Genomic DNA, 15,187 nt, shown 5'->3' on the forward strand with positions numbered 1-15,187 from the left:
TCAGTGTCCCTCGAAACAGTTATCCGGGCAGGCGCCCGGCCGGGGCCCCGGGGCTGCTCGGTGTGTTCAGCAGTCGATGGTGATGGAGGCTCCTGCAACGCGGGAGGCGCACGCGCACATCGTTCGGCCGTCGGCGTTGACGTTCCGAGAGAAACACGTCCTGGTCGTCGACCTTGCCGGCCACGTCGAGTATCGAGACTCTGCACAGGCCGCATTCGCCGCGGCGGCAGTCGTACATCATCTCCACTCCGGCGCTTTGCAGGGCGTCCAGGAGTCTGGCGCCAACGGCTACGTCGATGCGCACCCCGTGTGCGGGAGCCTCTACGCGGAACGGGCTGCGGGCAGGGCTCCGCTCGCGCCGAACGTTTCGAAGCGGAGCCCGCCGGGTGGTCTGACGGCGTGCTGCCAGGCTGCTCACAACGGCTGTGAGCAGGCCCATCGGGCGTCAGACGTTGCCCTTGCCGAAAATCTCATCCGACCTGGTGGGGGCCGGTGTGCGGGATGCATGGGAGCTTGGCGGCGGTTACCCGATGCAGCGCTGTGGCCGGATGTCCTTCGGGTCGGTGGGCTCGTCGTCGCCGGCGCCTACGCCTTGCCGGCGCGCGGGCGGACGTGGGGCGCGTGTGCAGCCCGGGCCAAGCGCAGGATGTGGTTTCGGTCGTACGGAGAATGCTGCGCGATCTCACCCTGGGAGTCACACGGCCGTCCGGCCGCAGTTCGCAGAGGCCGAAGCCGGTGTGCACGCTGCCGTCGTCCTCACCGACCAGCGTGCGCCGCCGATGGCCGAGTTCGTCGTACGGCGGCTCGGGCACCTCGGCGGCCCGGCGCACCAGGTGGCTGGTCATGCCGTGGGCTTCGCCTCCTTCGCTGCCAGGAGCCGGTCCCGGGACTCCTCGACGAGCCGCAGCGCCCGTGCGGTGTCGGCGGTCAGCCTGCCGTCGCGTTTGCGGATCACGCCGTCGACGACAACGGTCTCGACGTTGGACACGTCCGCGCACAGCGTCACGGCGGCCGCGGCGTCGTGCACGGGGGCGACGTTCAGCGCGGTGGCGTCGATCGCGACGATGTCGGCGCGCTTGCCGGGGGTGAGCGAGCCGGTGCGCTGTTCCAGGCCCGCGACGTGGGCGCCGTTGACGGTGGCGATCTCCAGCATCTGGCGTGCCGTCAACATCGTCTCGGGCACCGGCAGGTTGGCCTGCCAGCAGTCGGCGTTGACCCGGGCGCGTTCGGCGCCGAAGGCGGCGCGGATCTGGGTGAACATGTCGCCGGGCACGGTGGTGACGACGTCGATGCTCAGGGACGGCCGCAGCCCGTGCTCGATGGCCTTCATCACGGGCGGCCAGCCGTGCCCCATCTGCTCCTCGACCTGCGGCGCGATCGAGACCGTACCGCCGCTGTCGGCGACCATCCGCCACTCCTCCTCGTGGAGGTAGCAGCAGTGGATGTAGGTGGTGTCGGGGCCGAGGAGCCCCAGGTCGTGGAGCTGCTTGACCATGCCGAAGCGGCCGGCCAGCCGCCCCATGGCCACGTGCACGGTGATCGGGATGCCGAGGTCGCGGGCGAGTGTCCACTCGGCGGTGACGACGTCGTTGGTGCAGAAGCCGGGGCCGCGGGTGGCCAGCGCCATGGTCAGCAGGCCGTCGTCGGAGGCGAAGTACTTGGCGTGGATACGGCGTACGTCGTCGGCCGGCATCGCGATCTTGCTGTCGAACAAGTAGTCGGCGAGGGAGGTGTTGGCGCTGCCGTACGCGTACTGGGCGCGGATGCCGGTCTCCGTGAGCGCCTGGATCGCGGCGTCCGGGTGGGCGGGCGTATTGTTGATGTGCGACCAGTCGACCAACGTGGTGATGCCGGCGTTCAGGCATTCCAAGGCACCGGCGAGGTTGCCCGCGTAGACGTCTTCGGGCGTGTACAGCGGCGCGAACGTGTCGAGGATGTCGACGAAGTAGTCGTCCAGCGTGGCGTCGGGGGCGACGCCCCGGATCGGGGCCTCCCAGGTGTGCCGGTGGGTGTCGACGAAGCCGGGGATCACGATGCGGCCGGTCATGTCGAGGACCTCGGCGTCGGCGCTGATCTCGCGCTGCACGGCCGTGATCCTGCCGTCCTCGATGAGGACGTCCCCCTGGGGCAGCTCTCCGATGCCGGGATCCATCGAGATCACGTGGCCGGAGCGCAGGAGCATCCGATTGGTCATCGCCCTTCCTCCCATGGGGTGTTCAGTACGCGGCGAGTGCGCGGACCGTCGTCACGACCGCCGAAGCAGTGGCGCGGCTCCTCTGCTTCCTCTGGGACCGTCCGTCCCAGTATCAGGCTGTCCGGGCAGCGGGGGAACTTCAATCGCGCTCGTCGACTCCTTGGGCAAGACGGTCACGGCAGTCGCCCGGGAACTCGGCATCAGCTCCGGGTCCCTGCGTGGCTGGTACCGCAAGGCGAAGGCGGAGCAGGGCGAGGGCACTCCGGTGAATTGAGCAGTGCCGAGCGCGAGGAGCTCAAGCGGCTGCGGCGGGAGAACCGCGAGCAGCAGCAGACGATCGAGATTCTGAAAAAAGCGACCGCCTTCTTCGTGAAGGAGAACGACCGGTGAGCGAGTTGTGCCGGTTCATCCATGCGGAGAAGGCGAACTACCCGATTGTTCTGTTGTGCCGGGTGCTGAAGGTCGCCCGCTCCTCTACTACGCGTGGCGCGAGGGCGAGACCGCCCGCCGTGCCCGGCAGGCCGCCGACGACGCGCTCGCGCACGAGATCACAGTGCTGCACGTCGCGTCCCGCCACACCTACGGTGTCCCGCGCATCCACGCCGAACTGCGGCGTCTGGAGCGGCGAGTGAACCGCAAGCGCATCGCCCGAGTGATGCGCGAGCGCGACATCCGAGGCGTCACCCGGCGCAAGCGCCGCTCGTTGACCCGGCCCGACAAGAAGGCGAAGCCGGCCCCTGACCTGATCGGCCGCGACTTCCACGCCGAGCGGCCCGGGATCAAGCTGGTCGGCGACATCACCTATCTGGCCACTGCCGAGGGCTGGCTCTACCTCGCCCGCTGGCTGGACCTGGCCACCCGCGAGGTCGTCGGTTATGCCATGGCTGATCACCACCGCGCAGAACTCGTCATGGACGCCCTCGACATGGCCTACGGCCGAGGGAACCTGGAGCCTGGCTGCGTGATCCACAGTGACCGCGGCAGCGAATACACCTCGACCCAATTCTGCGACCGAATAAGGGAGTTGGGACTGCGGAACAGCTGCGGACGCACCGGATCATGCTTCGACAACGCGGCCGCGGAGAGTTTCTGGGCCCTGCTCAAGGAAGAGATCGGCACCCGCATCTGGCCCGACCGGGCCACCGCCCGCGCCGAAGTCTTCACCTTTATCGAGACCTTCTACAACCGCCGCCGCCTGCGCAAGCACAAGACCTTCGGCTACCTCACCCCGGCCGAGACCAGGCAGCGGCACCAACACGCCCTCGCGGCATAACCGACGAGTATCCAAGATCACGGGGAAACTTCACATGCATCAGATGGCGGGCTGCTGGAGCGGGCTTCGGCGCTGCTGCGACGCTTCTCATCGCAACCTGTAGTTCGTCCGGTACCACGCCTTCGGGCTCGGCCGGGGGCGTCGCGGTGTCCGCCACCACTTCGAGCGCGCCAGCATCCGCCAACACGTCCTCGGCGGCTCCGGCCCACGCAGCGGCCGAGCAGGCCAAAGCGGCGTACGTCGCGATGTGGCAGGACATGGCGCAGGCGGGGAGGACCTCGAACTGGAAGTCTCCGAGGCTGGCGGCTCACGCCACCGGAGACGCGTTGTCGGCGATGTCCCGCATTCTGTACGCGGATCATCTCAACGGACTTGTCAGCAAGGGGGCACCGAGGAACCGTCCCGAAGTGACCTCGGCGACCCCGACAGCCAGGCCGACCACGATGATGATCGAGGACTGCGGAGACTCGACGCACTGGCTGCAGTACCGGAAGGACACCGGCAGGCTCGCCGACGCAACCCCGGGCGCCCGACGTGCGATTACAGCTGAGGTGCAGCAACAGTCGGACGGCACTTGGAAGGTGACGCGCTTCGCAGTCGAGGGGCTGGGCTCATGCGGAGGCGCTCAGCGGTGATCTTCGGCCTGGCGCTGGCAGTCACGGCAGTCGGCGCGGGAACCGCGGTTGCCGGTGATGAATGGGGAGCAGCGGACTGTTCCCAGAACCCGTTGCCCGGATGCGAACTCAGCGCCGGGAGGGACGGCCGTCAGGGTGCACCTCGGCACGACAGTGGTGAGGCCTCGCCAGGCGACGACAGCAGGGGCGGTGGCGGAGACACCGGCGGTGGCCAAGACGTGCCGACGAGCCGAAACCCGGATCTGAACCGGGCAAACTGCTCCTACCGACGGAGCGACTACCAGCCCCCGCCCGGGGCGGTACAGGCCGCGTACGTTCAGCCGTCCGGCGGGGCGGCGGTGGCCCAGCCTGCGGTGTACACGCCGACCTCGCCGAGCACTGTGCTGTCGGTCGCAGATCCAAAGCCAGGGGAGTCCGGGGCTTGGTACGTATACAAGTGCGCCGCCGGAGGGGTACGGGACGCGCTTTACCGTGCGCCGGTGTGGATCCCGGATGGGCCACAGCAAGCTGCCGAGGCTCCTCAACCGAGTCCGGCGGAGCTCGCCCAGATGGCACGTGACCAGCTGCGGTTGCCGTCGCTCGCAATCGAGTCGAGTCCGGCGGGTGAGCAACTGGTAAGTCTGCCGACCTGGTTGTGGCTGGACCGTGGCGACTGGGGCTCGGTGTCTGCAACGGCTTCGATGCCTGAGGTCTCGGTGACAGCCACAGCGCGACCGACGTCGGTGGACTGGGCGATGGGCGACGGCAGCTCGGTGACGTGCAAGGGCCCAGGGACGCCGTACGGCACGAAGCGCCAGTCGTCGGGCAGCCCTCAGAGCGCATCTCCGGATTGCGGCCACACCTACCACACTTCTTCCGCCGAACAACCGGACAACGCATTCCCCGTGTCGGCGACCGTGCACTGGACGGTGACCTGGGAAGGCGCCGGCGAGAGTGGTGCCTTCCCCGATCTGATGACTACATCGCAAGCGGCGTTCCGCGTCGTAGAGAGTCAGGCGCTGAACAGCGGTCGGTGACCTCGAGTCCTCTCCTTCTTGATCTGCGGAAGAAGAGACAACTTCCACGCAGTCGTGATCGCCGCGTCGGTGGCGTGGTGCTGAGCAGTCCTGTGCCACTAGGAGGAATTTGATGAGCACCCGTGCGCCAACGCACTCGGATCCAGAGACGAGGGATGGGGCGTTCCCGGCCGGCCGCTGGGCTGGCCGTCGTGACGGACAAACACCTGCCCGAGGGGTCGGAATCTCACGGCTCCGCAGCACGCCGTATCTGCTACTCGGAGTGCTCCTGGTCGTCGGCTGCACGACCGGCGGGGTGGTGGTGGCCACCCAGATGGGGCACCGCGAGGCAGTGCTCGCTCTGGCCCGCCCCGTGACCGTCGGCCAGGAACTGTCTGCCCGGGACGTGCGAGAGGCGAGCCTGTCGGTGGACAGTGGACTTGCGGTGATCCCCGCGCGCTCCCGAGCATCCGTGGAAGGGCGCGCCGTTGGCTACTCCATGCCGGCGGGGACGCTGCTGACAAAGGACGTACTGGGCGAAGCTCGAGTTCCCCCAGCCGGGCAGGCTGTGGTCGCAGTGGGAATCAAGCCTGGTCAGTATCCCCCGGACCTGCGGGCAGGCAACCGCGTCACGGTGGTCGTGGCGGCGACGAGTGATCAATCCACCGGTTCGGCTTCTTCCCGTTCCTCGGCGTGGGACGCGACGGTGACGGGCGTCCACTTGGACACCGACGAGCTGACTACCACGGTGTCCCTGCAGATGGCTCAAGACGACGCCCGCGAGCTGGCTGCGGAGCCAACTGGGCAGGTCAGCGTCCTCATGGTGCATGGAGGCGCACAGTGACGCTGGTGGCGTTGTGCAGTTTGAAAGGCTCTCCTGGCGTCACGACGGCCGCGCTCGGCCTGGCATCACGGTGGCCAGCTGGAGAGCAGCCGGTGGTGGTGGAGTGCGACCCGGCCGGAGGCGCCCTGCTCGCCCGCTTCGGCTTGGATACGTCTCCGAGTCTGGTGAGCCTGGCCGCTGCAGTACACCGAGGCGCGGAGCCTGGGCTCGTGTGGCAGCACACCCAGCGACTGTCCGGGGGCCTGCCGGTCGTGGCCGGCCCGGCCGGACCGGAGCAGGCGCGCTTCGCTCGTACAGATCACCGGGGCCGGAGCCGCCCCGCTGCGGTGCGCCGCGGACCGGCCCGGCACGGTCGTGATCGCGGATTGCGGCAGGAACGACCCAGGCTCCGCGGCCCAGGGCATCCTGCGAGCGGCAGACATGACGCTACTGCTCGCCCGCTCCCAGAACGACGCCCTGATGCATGTGGCCGCCAATCTGGACAGGGTCTTGCGCTGGTCGCGCCATCCCCGCTTCGTGCTGGTAGGCGACGGCTACCCCACCGCCGAGGTCGCCCACACGCTGGGGATCGAGGTGATCGGCCGCATCCCGCACGATCGCAGTGGTGCGGCAGTGTTGAGCGGACGGCCCGCACGGCGCTCTGCCCCGGCACAATCCCCGCTCGGCCGGGCCTTGGCCCGCATTGCCGCCACTTGCGCCTCCGCCCCACCTCAGAGGGAGCAGGAGAACGCGGCGGAGTTGCCCGGCAGGGGTAGCGGCAGACCTCCCGAATCGAGGCGGTGCGATTCGCCGGGCTCTCAGGAAGAGGTGCCGCGATGAGTACACCAGGAAGAGGACATGCCTCTCTTCCGTACGGTGGCGCCTTTCCCCCGCATGGACCCGCTGGGCAGTCGTCAGCAAGTGGCACTGGGGCTCGCTCGGTGGGTGTCGATGCCGGCGAGATGGAGATCGGTTCTTCCTCAGAGCAGCTGCGACACCGCTTGATGCGCGAGCTTCCGACGCGGCTGGCTGCTCTGGCTCGCGCCGACGAAGCCGATGGCCGCCCCGCGATGGAGGATGCCCAACGCCGTGCTCGGGTGGAGAAGACCCTCTCGGACGTCGCGGAGGAGCACGCCCGGATGTTGCTCACGCGCGGGGAGAGTCTCGTGGCCCCGGATGTCGAGCAACAGGTGATCGCCGCCGTGCTGGCGGAAGTGCTTGGGCTGGCAGGGCTGGAGCCGCTGCTGCGGAACCCGGACATCGAGAACATCAACATCAACGGTGATCGCGTCTTCGTGCGCTACGCCGACGGCCGGCGCGAGTAGCTGCCGCCTGGGTGGTGCGGGTTTCGGGGAGGGGGTTGTGGGTCTGTGTGTGGGTGGTCGGTGGCATGGGTGTGGGGTGTGGGGTGTGGGGTGTGGGGTGTGGGGTTGGTTGTGTAGGTCGGTCAATGGCTTGCAAAGAACCGTCCAACCGGTATATTTCTTGTTCGTTGGTGGGTTCGTTGGTGGGTTCGTTGGTGGGTTCGTTGGTGGGTTCGTTGGTGTGGGTGGTTGGGGGGGTGGGGTTGGTGTGGGGTTTGCGGGTGGAGGTGGTGGTTGTGGGTGGGGGGCCGGTGGGGTTGGTTCTTGCTGCGGAGTTGGCGGGGTTTGGGGTGCGGACGGTGGTGGTGGAGTCGGCTGTGGGTGTGTCGGGGTGGCCGAAGGCGACGACGTTGCATGCGCGTGCGGTGCAGTGTTTGGTGAGGCGTGGTTATTTGGGGGGGTTGGTGGGTGGGGGTGGTGTGGGGGGTGGTTTGTTTCATTTTGGGGGGATTCCGGGGTTGGTGATTTCGGTTCCTGCTGGGGAGCCGGAGGCGGTGTTGAAGTGTTCGCAGGAGGAGTTGGAGCGTCATTTTGAGTGGCGGGCGCGGGTGGCTGGTGCGTGGGTTTTGCGTGGGTATCGGGTGACGGGGGTGTGGCAGGGGCGGGAGGGGGTGGGTGTTACGGCGCAGGGTCCGGGGGGGCGGGTGGGGTTGGTGGGTGGGTATTTGGTGGGGGCGGATGGTGCGCGCAGTGTGGTGCGGGAGCAGGGGGGTTTTGTGTCGCGGACGTGTCCGGCCACGGTGTCGGCGTTGGCGGGTGATGTTCGTGTGGTGGGGGGTGGGGTTCTTGAGGCGGGGTGGCATCGTACGGAGCGGGGGTGGATTGTTGCCAAGGAGGTGGCGGGGGGTGTGGTGCGGTTGCGGACTCTTAATTGCGGGGGTGCGCATGTTGAGCGTGGTGTGCCGCTGACTTTGGAGGAGTTGCGGCGGGAGGTGTGCTGGATCGCGGGGCGGGATGTCGCGTTGGGGGAGGGGAGGTGGTTGAGCAGGTTCAGTGATTTCTCCCGGTTGGCGGTGTCCTACCGCAGGGGGCGGATCTTTTTGGCGGGGGATGCGGCGCATGTGCATTTCCCGATCGGTGGGCAGGGGCTGTCTACCGGGCTGCTGGATGCGGTCAACCTCGGCTGGAAGCTTGCGTTTACGGTGCGTGGCGGTGCGGGCGCGGGGCTGCTGGACACCTATGATGCCGAGCGCCGGCCTGCTGCTCAGCGGGTTATCGACAGTGCGCGGGCCCAGTTGGCTCTGATGCGGCCGGGGCCCGAGTTCGACCGGCTGCGTGTGCTGTTCGGCCGGTTGCTGGCCGGTGGCGGGGAGGGTGGCGCGCTGGCGGCCATGGTCAGTGCCCAGGACACGGTTCTTCCGCCGCGTACCGCGCGGCCCTCTCCGTGGGAGGGAAGGTTTTTGCATAATGTCCAGCTGGCTACCCGTGAGGGTCCTGCTGATGTGATCGGGCTGCTGCGTGAGGGCCGGCCCCTGCTGCTGCTGTTCGGTGAGCGGGGCGGCCGTTATCTTCGGCAGGCGCGGGGCTGGGGCTCGCTGCTGCGTATCGTGCGGGCGGCGCGGACGCCGCAGCTGCCGTGCGAGGCGCTGCTGGTGCGGCCCGACGGGTATGTCGCCTGGGGGCCGGGGGGTGAGGGGCTTGAGGCGGCGCTGGGGCAGTGGTTCGGCGGCCCCCCGGACACCCCGGACACCCCGGACACCCCGGTCACCCCGGTCACCCCGGTCACCCCGGGCATCCCGGCTGCCCCGGCTGCCCCGGCTGCCGGGGGTGCCCGGGGTGTGGTGGCGGGGGGTCTGGCTGGCTGGGGTGTCTAGGGCCGGCGTGCGGATGTGGCCAGTGCCTGAAGTTCCTCGAAGACCGCTGCGCCGCGGCTCTCGGTGAGGTCTGCGGAGGTCAGGACGGAGGACAGGACCACGCTGGGCAGCAGGTGCCGCAGCAGGGCGGCGACCCTGTTCAGCAGGTCCTGGTAGTTGCACATGGCCTGGGACATGGCCTGGACGCCGGCGAAGGAGCCCACCATGACGTCGGCGGTTTCCTTCGGCTGGACGTGCGGGAGCAGTTCGCCTTGGGTCTGTGCCTTTTCCAGCAGTTCGGTGACGACCTCGGCCCAGCGTACGAAGGGGCCGCTGCGGTCGAGTCCGTGGGCCTGCTGGTCGAGTGAGAGCCGCACGCCTGCCCGTACCATCGGGTCGGTCTGCAGCCGGTATGCCTGCAGCAGCACGGTGTCCACGATCTGCTGGATCTTGCAGGCGCGGTCGGGGATGGGCAGCTGCTGGTCCTGCTCGTGGAGCACTCCTTGGGCCAGGTGTTCCTTCGAGGGGAAGTGGAAGTACAGGGCCCCCTTGGTCACGTCGGCCGCGGCGAGGATCTCGCTGATGGTCGCGGCCTGGTAGCCGCGTTCCTCGAAGATCCTGGCCGCGGCGACGAGGATCGTTCGCCGTGTCCGGATTGCCCGGTCCTGCTTGACCATGTCGGCCTCCTCCAATCGATGAGCCCGGAGACCCCTTACAAAAAAACCGTCTAGTTTGTATCTTACAGGTAGTCGCGTGGTGCGCAGCCCTCCGGTCGTGCCGAATTCAAGGAATGGCGTGAAGCCTGCAGGCGGACGACGGACGACGGACGACGGACGACGGACGAGGGACGAGGGGGCTGTGGGGCGCGGCAGGTGCGGTCGGTGTGTGGCAGGCAGGCGGGCATGCGGGCAGGCATGCGGGTGGGTGGGGAGGGGTGTGATGATTCTCGTGACGGGGGCCACCGGGACGGTGGGCCGGGAGGTGGTCCGGCTGCTGGGGGCGGATGTGGGCGTTCGTGTCATGGCCCGGGATCCGGCACGGGTGAGGGGGGCGTCTGAGACTGCGGAGATAGTTGCGGGGGACTACAGGGATCCGCGGTCGCTTGGCCGGGCTCTGGCGGGGGTTCGCACGGCGTTCCTGGTGACCGGTGATGTCGCCGGCGGTGACGATGTCCGGTTCATTCGTGCTGCGCAGATGGCCGGTGTCGGGCGGGTGGTGAAGCTCTCGGCGGCCGCTGTTGTTGACCGCTGTGCCGATGACCTGGTCACCCGGTGGCAGCGTGCCGGTGAGGAGGTGTTGTGTGCCTCGGGTCTTCAGTGGACTGTGCTGCGTCCGCGCGCGTTCATGTCCAATACGCTGTCCTGGGCGCGGTCCGTGCGCTGCGAAGGCGTGGTCCGGGCGCTGTATGGGTCGTCTGTCAATGCCTGCGTGGATCCCCGGGACGTCGCGGAGGTGGCCGTGCGCGTCCTGACCGAGGACGGGCACGCGGGAGGGGCCTACACGCTGACCGGGCCGGAGGCGCTCAGTGCGGCTCAGCAGGTGGATCAGCTCGGCCGGCTGCTCGGGGTGCCGTTGCGCTTGGAGGAACTGAGCCCGGGCCAGGCGCGCCTCGCGCTGGGCCGGCGCTATCCGGTGCCGGTCGTCGAGGCGCTGCTGCAGAGCGCGGAACGTCAGCGGGCGGGAGCCAAGGCGCAGGTTCAGGACACGGTGCGCGCGGTGACCGGCCGCCCGGCCAGAACCTTCCGTGTCTGGGCGAAGGACCATCTGGCGGCGTTCGTGCCCGGCGCGGCGGATGAGGCGGGGCAGTCGCCGCGCCGGGCGGGTCATGGCACGGGCCGCTGGCTCACTGGGTGAGGCAGGCCATGGTGACGGTGGAGCGGGTCACGAGCCGTGCCGGAACTTTCGGTGTCTGGGCGATGGGCCGTGTGGCGGTGTTCGCGTCCGGCGCGGCGGATGAGGCGGGGCGGCCGCCGCGCCGGGCGGGTCATGGCACGGGCCGCTGGCTCACTGGGTGAGGGGGGCCATGGTGACGGTGGAGCGGAACACGAGCTGCCCTTCCTGGTGTCCGGTCACGAGCACGGACTGCGGCCGGTCCGTGTCCGTGCCGGGCGCAGGGCGCGCTTCGATCAGGCAGGGCGTGTGCAGTTCGGCGTAGCGCTTGAACTCGCTGGTGATGTCCAGGGGGATGACCGGGCGCCCCGCGGTGGCGGCGGTGGCCTGGCGGGCGGCCTCGAGCAGCACCATGCCCGGTACGTGGTCGGTGGGGTGGTCGAAGAGGACGGGGTGGCGGGTGTCGACCCTGAGCTGCCAGGAGTTGGGCTGCCCGATGGGGGACAGGACGACGTCCATGGGGGAGACCCGGCCGACGTCCTGGGGTGCTATCGGGGCGGTGAGGGGCAGCGCGGGCCGCCCCCCGTCCAGCTGCTGGGTGCGCAGGCGGTTGTATGTCGCCGGCTGCACACAGGTGAAGTCGGCGCGTCCCGTTGCGGCGATGTGAGGGCCCCGGCGGATGGTGACGTTGTAGTGGAACCCTGCCAGGTTGCCGCGGCGCCACTTGACGTCGTGGCAGGTGATGTCCAGCTCGAGCGAGGCGGGTGCGCTGCCGACCCGCAGGTGCGCGGGCCGGACGTCGATCGCGAGGTCCCACATGAGGAAGTGGTGGCCGAGCGGGACGCCGTACTCGGTGTGCGCCAGGAGGATGCCGGCCTGGCGGATCGTTTCGGCAGCGATCAGCGGGTCGTGGCAGTCGTCCACGTTGACGAAGAAGCTGTGTCCGCGGGGCCACTGGGCCTCGACGCAGAAATGATCGTCGTCCATGCGCGCCCAGTCGGTCAGCATGACCTCGGCGACGCTCGCGCGGTGGACGAATTCCTTGGGGACCGTGGTGGTCAGGGACCGGTGGGGCAGGGCACCGGTCCCGGTAAGGGCCGTGTCGCTCCCGGTGTGTGCCGCGCTGCGTATCGCGCGGTTCCTGTGGAACGTGCTCGCAGACATGATTCCCCCTGAGCCGCTGTGGCTTGAATGTAAGTGGCAGAGCCCTCAGGAGAGCGAAGATACATACCACCCGGTTTAATTTCTAGAAGGAACGCGGCACTCCGCCCGGCGCGAAAAGGAGCGGCGCATTCCCCGATGTGCGGGTGATCGCCTGGCGGCCTGTGGCCCGCCCGGGACCCGCAGGTCGTCCCCGCACGCCGGGCCGTGTGACGGCTGGTGTCTGCCGGGGCGGGTCAGGGGCGGCCCGCCGGCGCACCTCAAGTGATCTCAAAGCCATTCTTGAGCGGCCTGCCCGACCGTGTCCCTAAGGCCCGAGGTGAAGGGGGAGCGGTCGGATGGACGGGAGGGAAGTCCTGATCAGGGTGGAGCGGGGCCGGCCCGACGAGGCGGAACTGGCCGCCGTGGTCGCGGTGCTGCTCGCCGTGCGGGCGCCCGCACGCCAGGCGCCCGGGCAGCCGCCGGTCGCCGGGATGCGGTGGTGGCGCACGCCGGACGCCTACGCGGCGCCCGACGGCTGGCACTGAGGCCGGGGGCCGGCGCTGAGGCCGGCGGCGGCCCCCGCAATACGTACAATAGAAACCGCGCGTGCGGTTTGTTATTATGCTGTCACGATCCGGGACGGGGCCTGAACGGTCTTGTCCCAGGAAGGCACCTGACATGGCGATGACGACTGCCCTGGCACCGGCCGGACCGGGGCCCACCGATATCCGCGGGCGGGTGGCGGAACTGCACGGCATCCGTGAGCAGGCGCTGGCCGGTCCCGGTGGGAAGGCGACCGCGGCGCAGCACGCCAAGGGCAAGCTGACCGCGCGGGAGCGGATCGGGCTGCTGCTGGACGCGGGTTCCTTCCGGGAGGTCGAGCAGCTGCGCCGGCACCGGGCGACCGGTTTCGGGCTGGAGATGAACAAGCCGTACACGGACGGTGTGATCACCGGCTGGGGGACGGTCCAGGGCCGTACGGTCTTCGTGTACGCGCACGACTTCCGCATCTTCGGCGGTGCGCTGGGCGAGGCCCACGCCACGAAGATCCACAAGATCATGGACATGGCGCTTGCCACCGGGGCGCCGCTGGTGTCGCTGAACGACGGCGCGGGGGCCCGTATCCAGGAGGGTGTCTCGGCGCTTGCCGGGTACGGCGGCATCTTCCAGCGCAACACCAGGGCTTCGGGTGTGATCCCGCAGATCTCGGTGGTGCTGGGCCCGTGCGCGGGCGGCGCGGCCTACAGCCCGGCGCTGACCGACTTCGTGTTCATGGTCCGTGAGACCTCGCAGATGTTCATCACCGGCCCGGACGTGGTCAAGACGGTGACCGGTGAGGAGATCACGCAGAACGGCCTGGGCGGCGCGGACGTGCACGCCGAGACCTCCGGTGTGGCCCACTTCGCCTACGACGACGAGGAGACGTGCCTGGCGGAGGTGCGCTACCTGCTGTCGATGCTCCCGCAGAACAACCGGGAGGCCCCGCCGAGGGCGCTGGGCGGTGACCGGGCCGAGAGGCGCTCGGAGGTGCTGCTGGACCTGGTGCCGGCCGACGGCAACCGGCCCTACGACATGGCCGCCGTCATCGAGGAGATCGTCGACGACGGCGAGTACCTCGAGGTCCACGAGCGCTGGGCCCGCAACATCATCTGCGCGCTGGCCCGGCTGGACGGCCAGGTCGTCGGCATCGTCGCCAACCAGCCGCAGTCCCTGGCCGGGGTCCTGGACATCGAGGCGTCGCAGAAGGCCGCACGCTTCGTCCAGATGTGCGACGCCTTCAACATCGCGCTCGTCACCCTGCTGGACGTCCCCGGATTCCTGCCCGGCGTCGGCCAGGAGCACGGCGGGATCATCCGGCACGGCGCGAAGCTGCTGTACGCCTACTGCAACGCGACCGTGCCGCGGATCTCGCTGATCCTGCGCAAGGCCTACGGCGGCGCGTACATCGTGATGGACTCGGCGTCCACCGGCGCCGACCTGACCTACGCCTGGCCGACCAACGAGATCGCCGTGATGGGCGCCGAGGGCGCGGCGGGCGTCATCTTCCGCCGGCAGATCGCCGAGGCGGAAGACCCCGAGGCCATGCGGCACAAGATGGTCAAGGAGTACAGGACCGAGCTCATGCACCCCTACTACGCGGCCGAGCGCGGCCTGGTCGACGACGTCATCGACCCGGCCGCCACCCGCGAGGTCCTCATCCGCTCCCTGGCCATGCTCCGCAGCAAGCACGCCGACCTGCCCTCCCGCAAGCACGGCAATCCCCCGCAGTAGCACCACGCCCACGGGACGCGGGACGCCGGTGCGGCGGCGGCCCCCGGTCTCCCGCTCTGTGTAGGAGAGTGCACATGGTCAAACAGGAGCGAGCGGTGCGCACCCGGCACGCGCTGATCCAGGCCGCGGCCGCGGTGTTCGCCGAGGAAGGCTTCGTCACCGCCTCGCTGAGCACCATCAGCGGCCGGGCCGGTGTCAGCAACGGTGCGCTGCACTTCCACTTCGCCAGCAAGAACAGGCTCGCCGAAGCGGTCCGGGCCCAGGCCGCCGAGGCCCTCGGGCGGATCACCGAGACGGCGCGGGCCCGCCACGGCGACTCCCTGCAGACGGTGGTGGACGCCACGCACGAGCTGATGGACAGCCTCGCCCGCGACATCGTGGTCCGCGGCGGCTTCGAACTCGCCGGCGACGCCGCGCGCCGGGGCGGGCCCTCCCTGCGCAGGCAGTGGCAGCGCTGGGTGGAGGACAGCCTGCGCCGGGCCGAGCGCAGCGGCGCCCTGGCCCAAGGGGTGTCCGCCGCGGACGGCGCCCGCGTCATCGTCGCCGCGACCGCGGGCTTCGAGATCCTCGGCGGCGAGGACGTCTCCTGGCTCTCCCGCCGCAGCGTCACCCGCTTCTGGGAGGTCCTGCTGCCGCTGCTCGCCGGCCGGCAGAACCTGGACGGGCTGGTGTGCGCGGGCTCGAACCTGCTGACCGCCGTCCCCCCGCAGGAGCAGTCCGCGCGGGCCAGCCCCCCAAATTTGCATACCAAGAGGTCTGTTTAAGACCTGGGCCTCAGTTGCATCTTCCCCGCTACCCCTTGAGGATCCCTCAAGGATGCCCCGCGAACGCCTTGAGTTCCACTGGAGATCGAGCATCCGGCCTGC

15 protein-coding genes are annotated in these 15,187 nt (G+C 69.4%); 10 read left to right on the plus strand and 5 right to left on the minus strand.

Annotation, left to right across the window (positions count from 1 at the left end):
- Window positions 1-19: 19 nt before the first annotated feature.
- From QQY66_RS50760 to QQY66_RS48745, 3 genes are read right to left on the minus strand one after another with little or no spacing between them, the layout of a single operon-like run.
- Window positions 20-439 carry a 2Fe-2S iron-sulfur cluster-binding protein gene (locus tag QQY66_RS50760; RefSeq protein WP_367667064.1) on the minus strand — a complete coding sequence of 140 codons (420 nt, stop codon included), beginning with the start codon at window positions 437-439 and terminating at the stop codon, window positions 20-22.
- 31 nt (window positions 440-470) lie between these two features.
- Window positions 471-845: a hypothetical protein gene (locus QQY66_RS48740; protein WP_301987053.1), complete on the minus strand. Its 375-nt coding sequence runs from the start codon at window positions 843-845 to the stop codon at window positions 471-473.
- Window positions 842-2,194 (minus strand): amidohydrolase family protein, encoded by a 1,353-nt coding sequence (locus QQY66_RS48745; RefSeq protein WP_301987054.1) that lies wholly within the window; start codon window positions 2,192-2,194, stop codon window positions 842-844. Before QQY66_RS48745 ends, QQY66_RS48740 begins: the two co-directional genes overlap by 4 nt.
- Before the next feature lie 160 nt (window positions 2,195-2,354).
- On the opposite strand from QQY66_RS48745, the gene QQY66_RS48750 reads away from it, so the two are divergent.
- The 6 genes from QQY66_RS48750 to QQY66_RS48775 all read left to right on the plus strand — a co-directional run bounded on the left by QQY66_RS48750 (window position 2,355) and on the right by QQY66_RS48775 (window position 9,098).
- Window positions 2,355-2,468: a transposase gene (locus QQY66_RS48750; protein ID WP_301987055.1), complete on the plus strand. Its 114-nt coding sequence runs from the start codon at window positions 2,355-2,357 to the stop codon at window positions 2,466-2,468.
- Window positions 2,469-2,639: 171 nt separating this feature from the next.
- On the plus strand, window positions 2,640-3,467 hold the full coding sequence (locus QQY66_RS48755; protein ID WP_301987057.1) for an IS3 family transposase: 828 nt from the start codon (window positions 2,640-2,642) through the stop codon (window positions 3,465-3,467).
- Between the two features lie 1,183 nt (window positions 3,468-4,650).
- Window positions 4,651-5,118 (plus strand): hypothetical protein, encoded by a 468-nt coding sequence (locus QQY66_RS48760; RefSeq protein WP_301987059.1) that lies wholly within the window; start codon window positions 4,651-4,653, stop codon window positions 5,116-5,118.
- Between the two features lie 295 nt (window positions 5,119-5,413).
- Window positions 5,414-5,941 carry a hypothetical protein gene (locus tag QQY66_RS48765; protein ID WP_301987060.1) on the plus strand — a complete coding sequence of 176 codons (528 nt, stop codon included), beginning with the start codon at window positions 5,414-5,416 and terminating at the stop codon, window positions 5,939-5,941.
- A 920-nt stretch (window positions 5,942-6,861) separates the two neighbouring features.
- The gene (locus QQY66_RS48770; RefSeq protein WP_301987061.1) at window positions 6,862-7,245 is read left to right on the plus strand and encodes a hypothetical protein; all 384 of its coding nucleotides are present in this window, start codon (window positions 6,862-6,864) and stop codon (window positions 7,243-7,245) included.
- A gap of 125 nt (window positions 7,246-7,370) precedes the next feature.
- The gene (locus tag QQY66_RS48775) at window positions 7,371-9,098 is read left to right on the plus strand and encodes an FAD-dependent monooxygenase (RefSeq protein WP_301987062.1); all 1,728 of its coding nucleotides are present in this window, start codon (window positions 7,371-7,373) and stop codon (window positions 9,096-9,098) included.
- On the opposite strand, the gene QQY66_RS48780 is transcribed toward QQY66_RS48775, so the two are convergent.
- Complete coding sequence (locus QQY66_RS48780) at window positions 9,095-9,754, minus strand: ScbR family autoregulator-binding transcription factor (protein WP_301976970.1); 660 nt, start codon at window positions 9,752-9,754, stop codon at window positions 9,095-9,097. The genes QQY66_RS48775 and QQY66_RS48780 overlap by 4 nt on opposite strands.
- 262 nt (window positions 9,755-10,016) lie before the next feature.
- On the opposite strand from QQY66_RS48780, the gene QQY66_RS48785 reads away from it, so the two are divergent.
- Window positions 10,017-10,931, plus strand: a complete 915-nt coding sequence (locus QQY66_RS48785; protein WP_301976969.1) for an NAD(P)H-binding protein — start codon at window positions 10,017-10,019, stop codon at window positions 10,929-10,931.
- Between the two features lie 150 nt (window positions 10,932-11,081).
- Here QQY66_RS48785 and QQY66_RS48790 read toward each other — a convergent pair whose 3' ends face one another.
- Complete coding sequence (locus QQY66_RS48790) at window positions 11,082-12,071, minus strand: ScbA/BarX family gamma-butyrolactone biosynthesis protein (protein WP_301976968.1); 990 nt, start codon at window positions 12,069-12,071, stop codon at window positions 11,082-11,084.
- A gap of 335 nt (window positions 12,072-12,406) precedes the next feature.
- Here QQY66_RS48790 and QQY66_RS48795 point away from each other — a divergent pair, with 335 nt between their 5' ends.
- From QQY66_RS48795 to QQY66_RS48805, 3 genes are all read left to right on the plus strand, one after another.
- The gene (locus QQY66_RS48795) at window positions 12,407-12,595 is read left to right on the plus strand and encodes an acyl-CoA carboxylase epsilon subunit (RefSeq protein ID WP_301976967.1); all 189 of its coding nucleotides are present in this window, start codon (window positions 12,407-12,409) and stop codon (window positions 12,593-12,595) included.
- A 139-nt stretch (window positions 12,596-12,734) separates the two neighbouring features.
- Entirely contained in the window at window positions 12,735-14,321 is a 1,587-nt protein-coding gene (locus tag QQY66_RS48800; RefSeq protein ID WP_301987078.1) for an acyl-CoA carboxylase subunit beta, read from the plus strand.
- Window positions 14,322-14,395: 74 nt separating this feature from the next.
- Window positions 14,396-15,085, plus strand: a complete 690-nt coding sequence (locus tag QQY66_RS48805) for a ScbR family autoregulator-binding transcription factor (RefSeq protein ID WP_301976966.1) — start codon at window positions 14,396-14,398, stop codon at window positions 15,083-15,085.
- Window positions 15,086-15,187 lie beyond the last annotated feature (102 nt).

This window comes from Streptomyces sp. DG2A-72 (assembly GCF_030499575.1).
GTDB lineage: Bacteria > Actinomycetota > Actinomycetes > Streptomycetales > Streptomycetaceae > Streptomyces.

Coding starts and splice junctions, on each gene's coding strand:
- QQY66_RS50760 (WP_367667064.1), bottom strand. CDS start 439: ATGGGCCTGCTCACAGCCGTTGTGAGCAGCCTGGCAGCACGCCGTCAG.
- QQY66_RS48740 (WP_301987053.1), bottom strand. CDS start 845: ATGACCAGCCACCTGGTGCGCCGGGCCGCCGAGGTGCCCGAGCCGCCG.
- QQY66_RS48745 (WP_301987054.1), bottom strand. CDS start 2,194: ATGACCAATCGGATGCTCCTGCGCTCCGGCCACGTGATCTCGATGGAT.
- QQY66_RS48760 (WP_301987059.1), top strand. CDS start 4,651: ATGGCACGTGACCAGCTGCGGTTGCCGTCGCTCGCAATCGAGTCGAGT.
- QQY66_RS48775 (WP_301987062.1), top strand. CDS start 7,371: ATGGCTTGCAAAGAACCGTCCAACCGGTATATTTCTTGTTCGTTGGTG.
- QQY66_RS48780 (WP_301976970.1), bottom strand. CDS start 9,754: ATGGTCAAGCAGGACCGGGCAATCCGGACACGGCGAACGATCCTCGTC.
- QQY66_RS48785 (WP_301976969.1), top strand. CDS start 10,017: ATGATTCTCGTGACGGGGGCCACCGGGACGGTGGGCCGGGAGGTGGTC.
- QQY66_RS48790 (WP_301976968.1), bottom strand. CDS start 12,071: ATGTCTGCGAGCACGTTCCACAGGAACCGCGCGATACGCAGCGCGGCA.
- QQY66_RS48795 (WP_301976967.1), top strand. CDS start 12,407: ATGGACGGGAGGGAAGTCCTGATCAGGGTGGAGCGGGGCCGGCCCGAC.
- QQY66_RS48800 (WP_301987078.1), top strand. CDS start 12,735: ATGACGACTGCCCTGGCACCGGCCGGACCGGGGCCCACCGATATCCGC.
- QQY66_RS48805 (WP_301976966.1), top strand. CDS start 14,396: ATGGTCAAACAGGAGCGAGCGGTGCGCACCCGGCACGCGCTGATCCAG.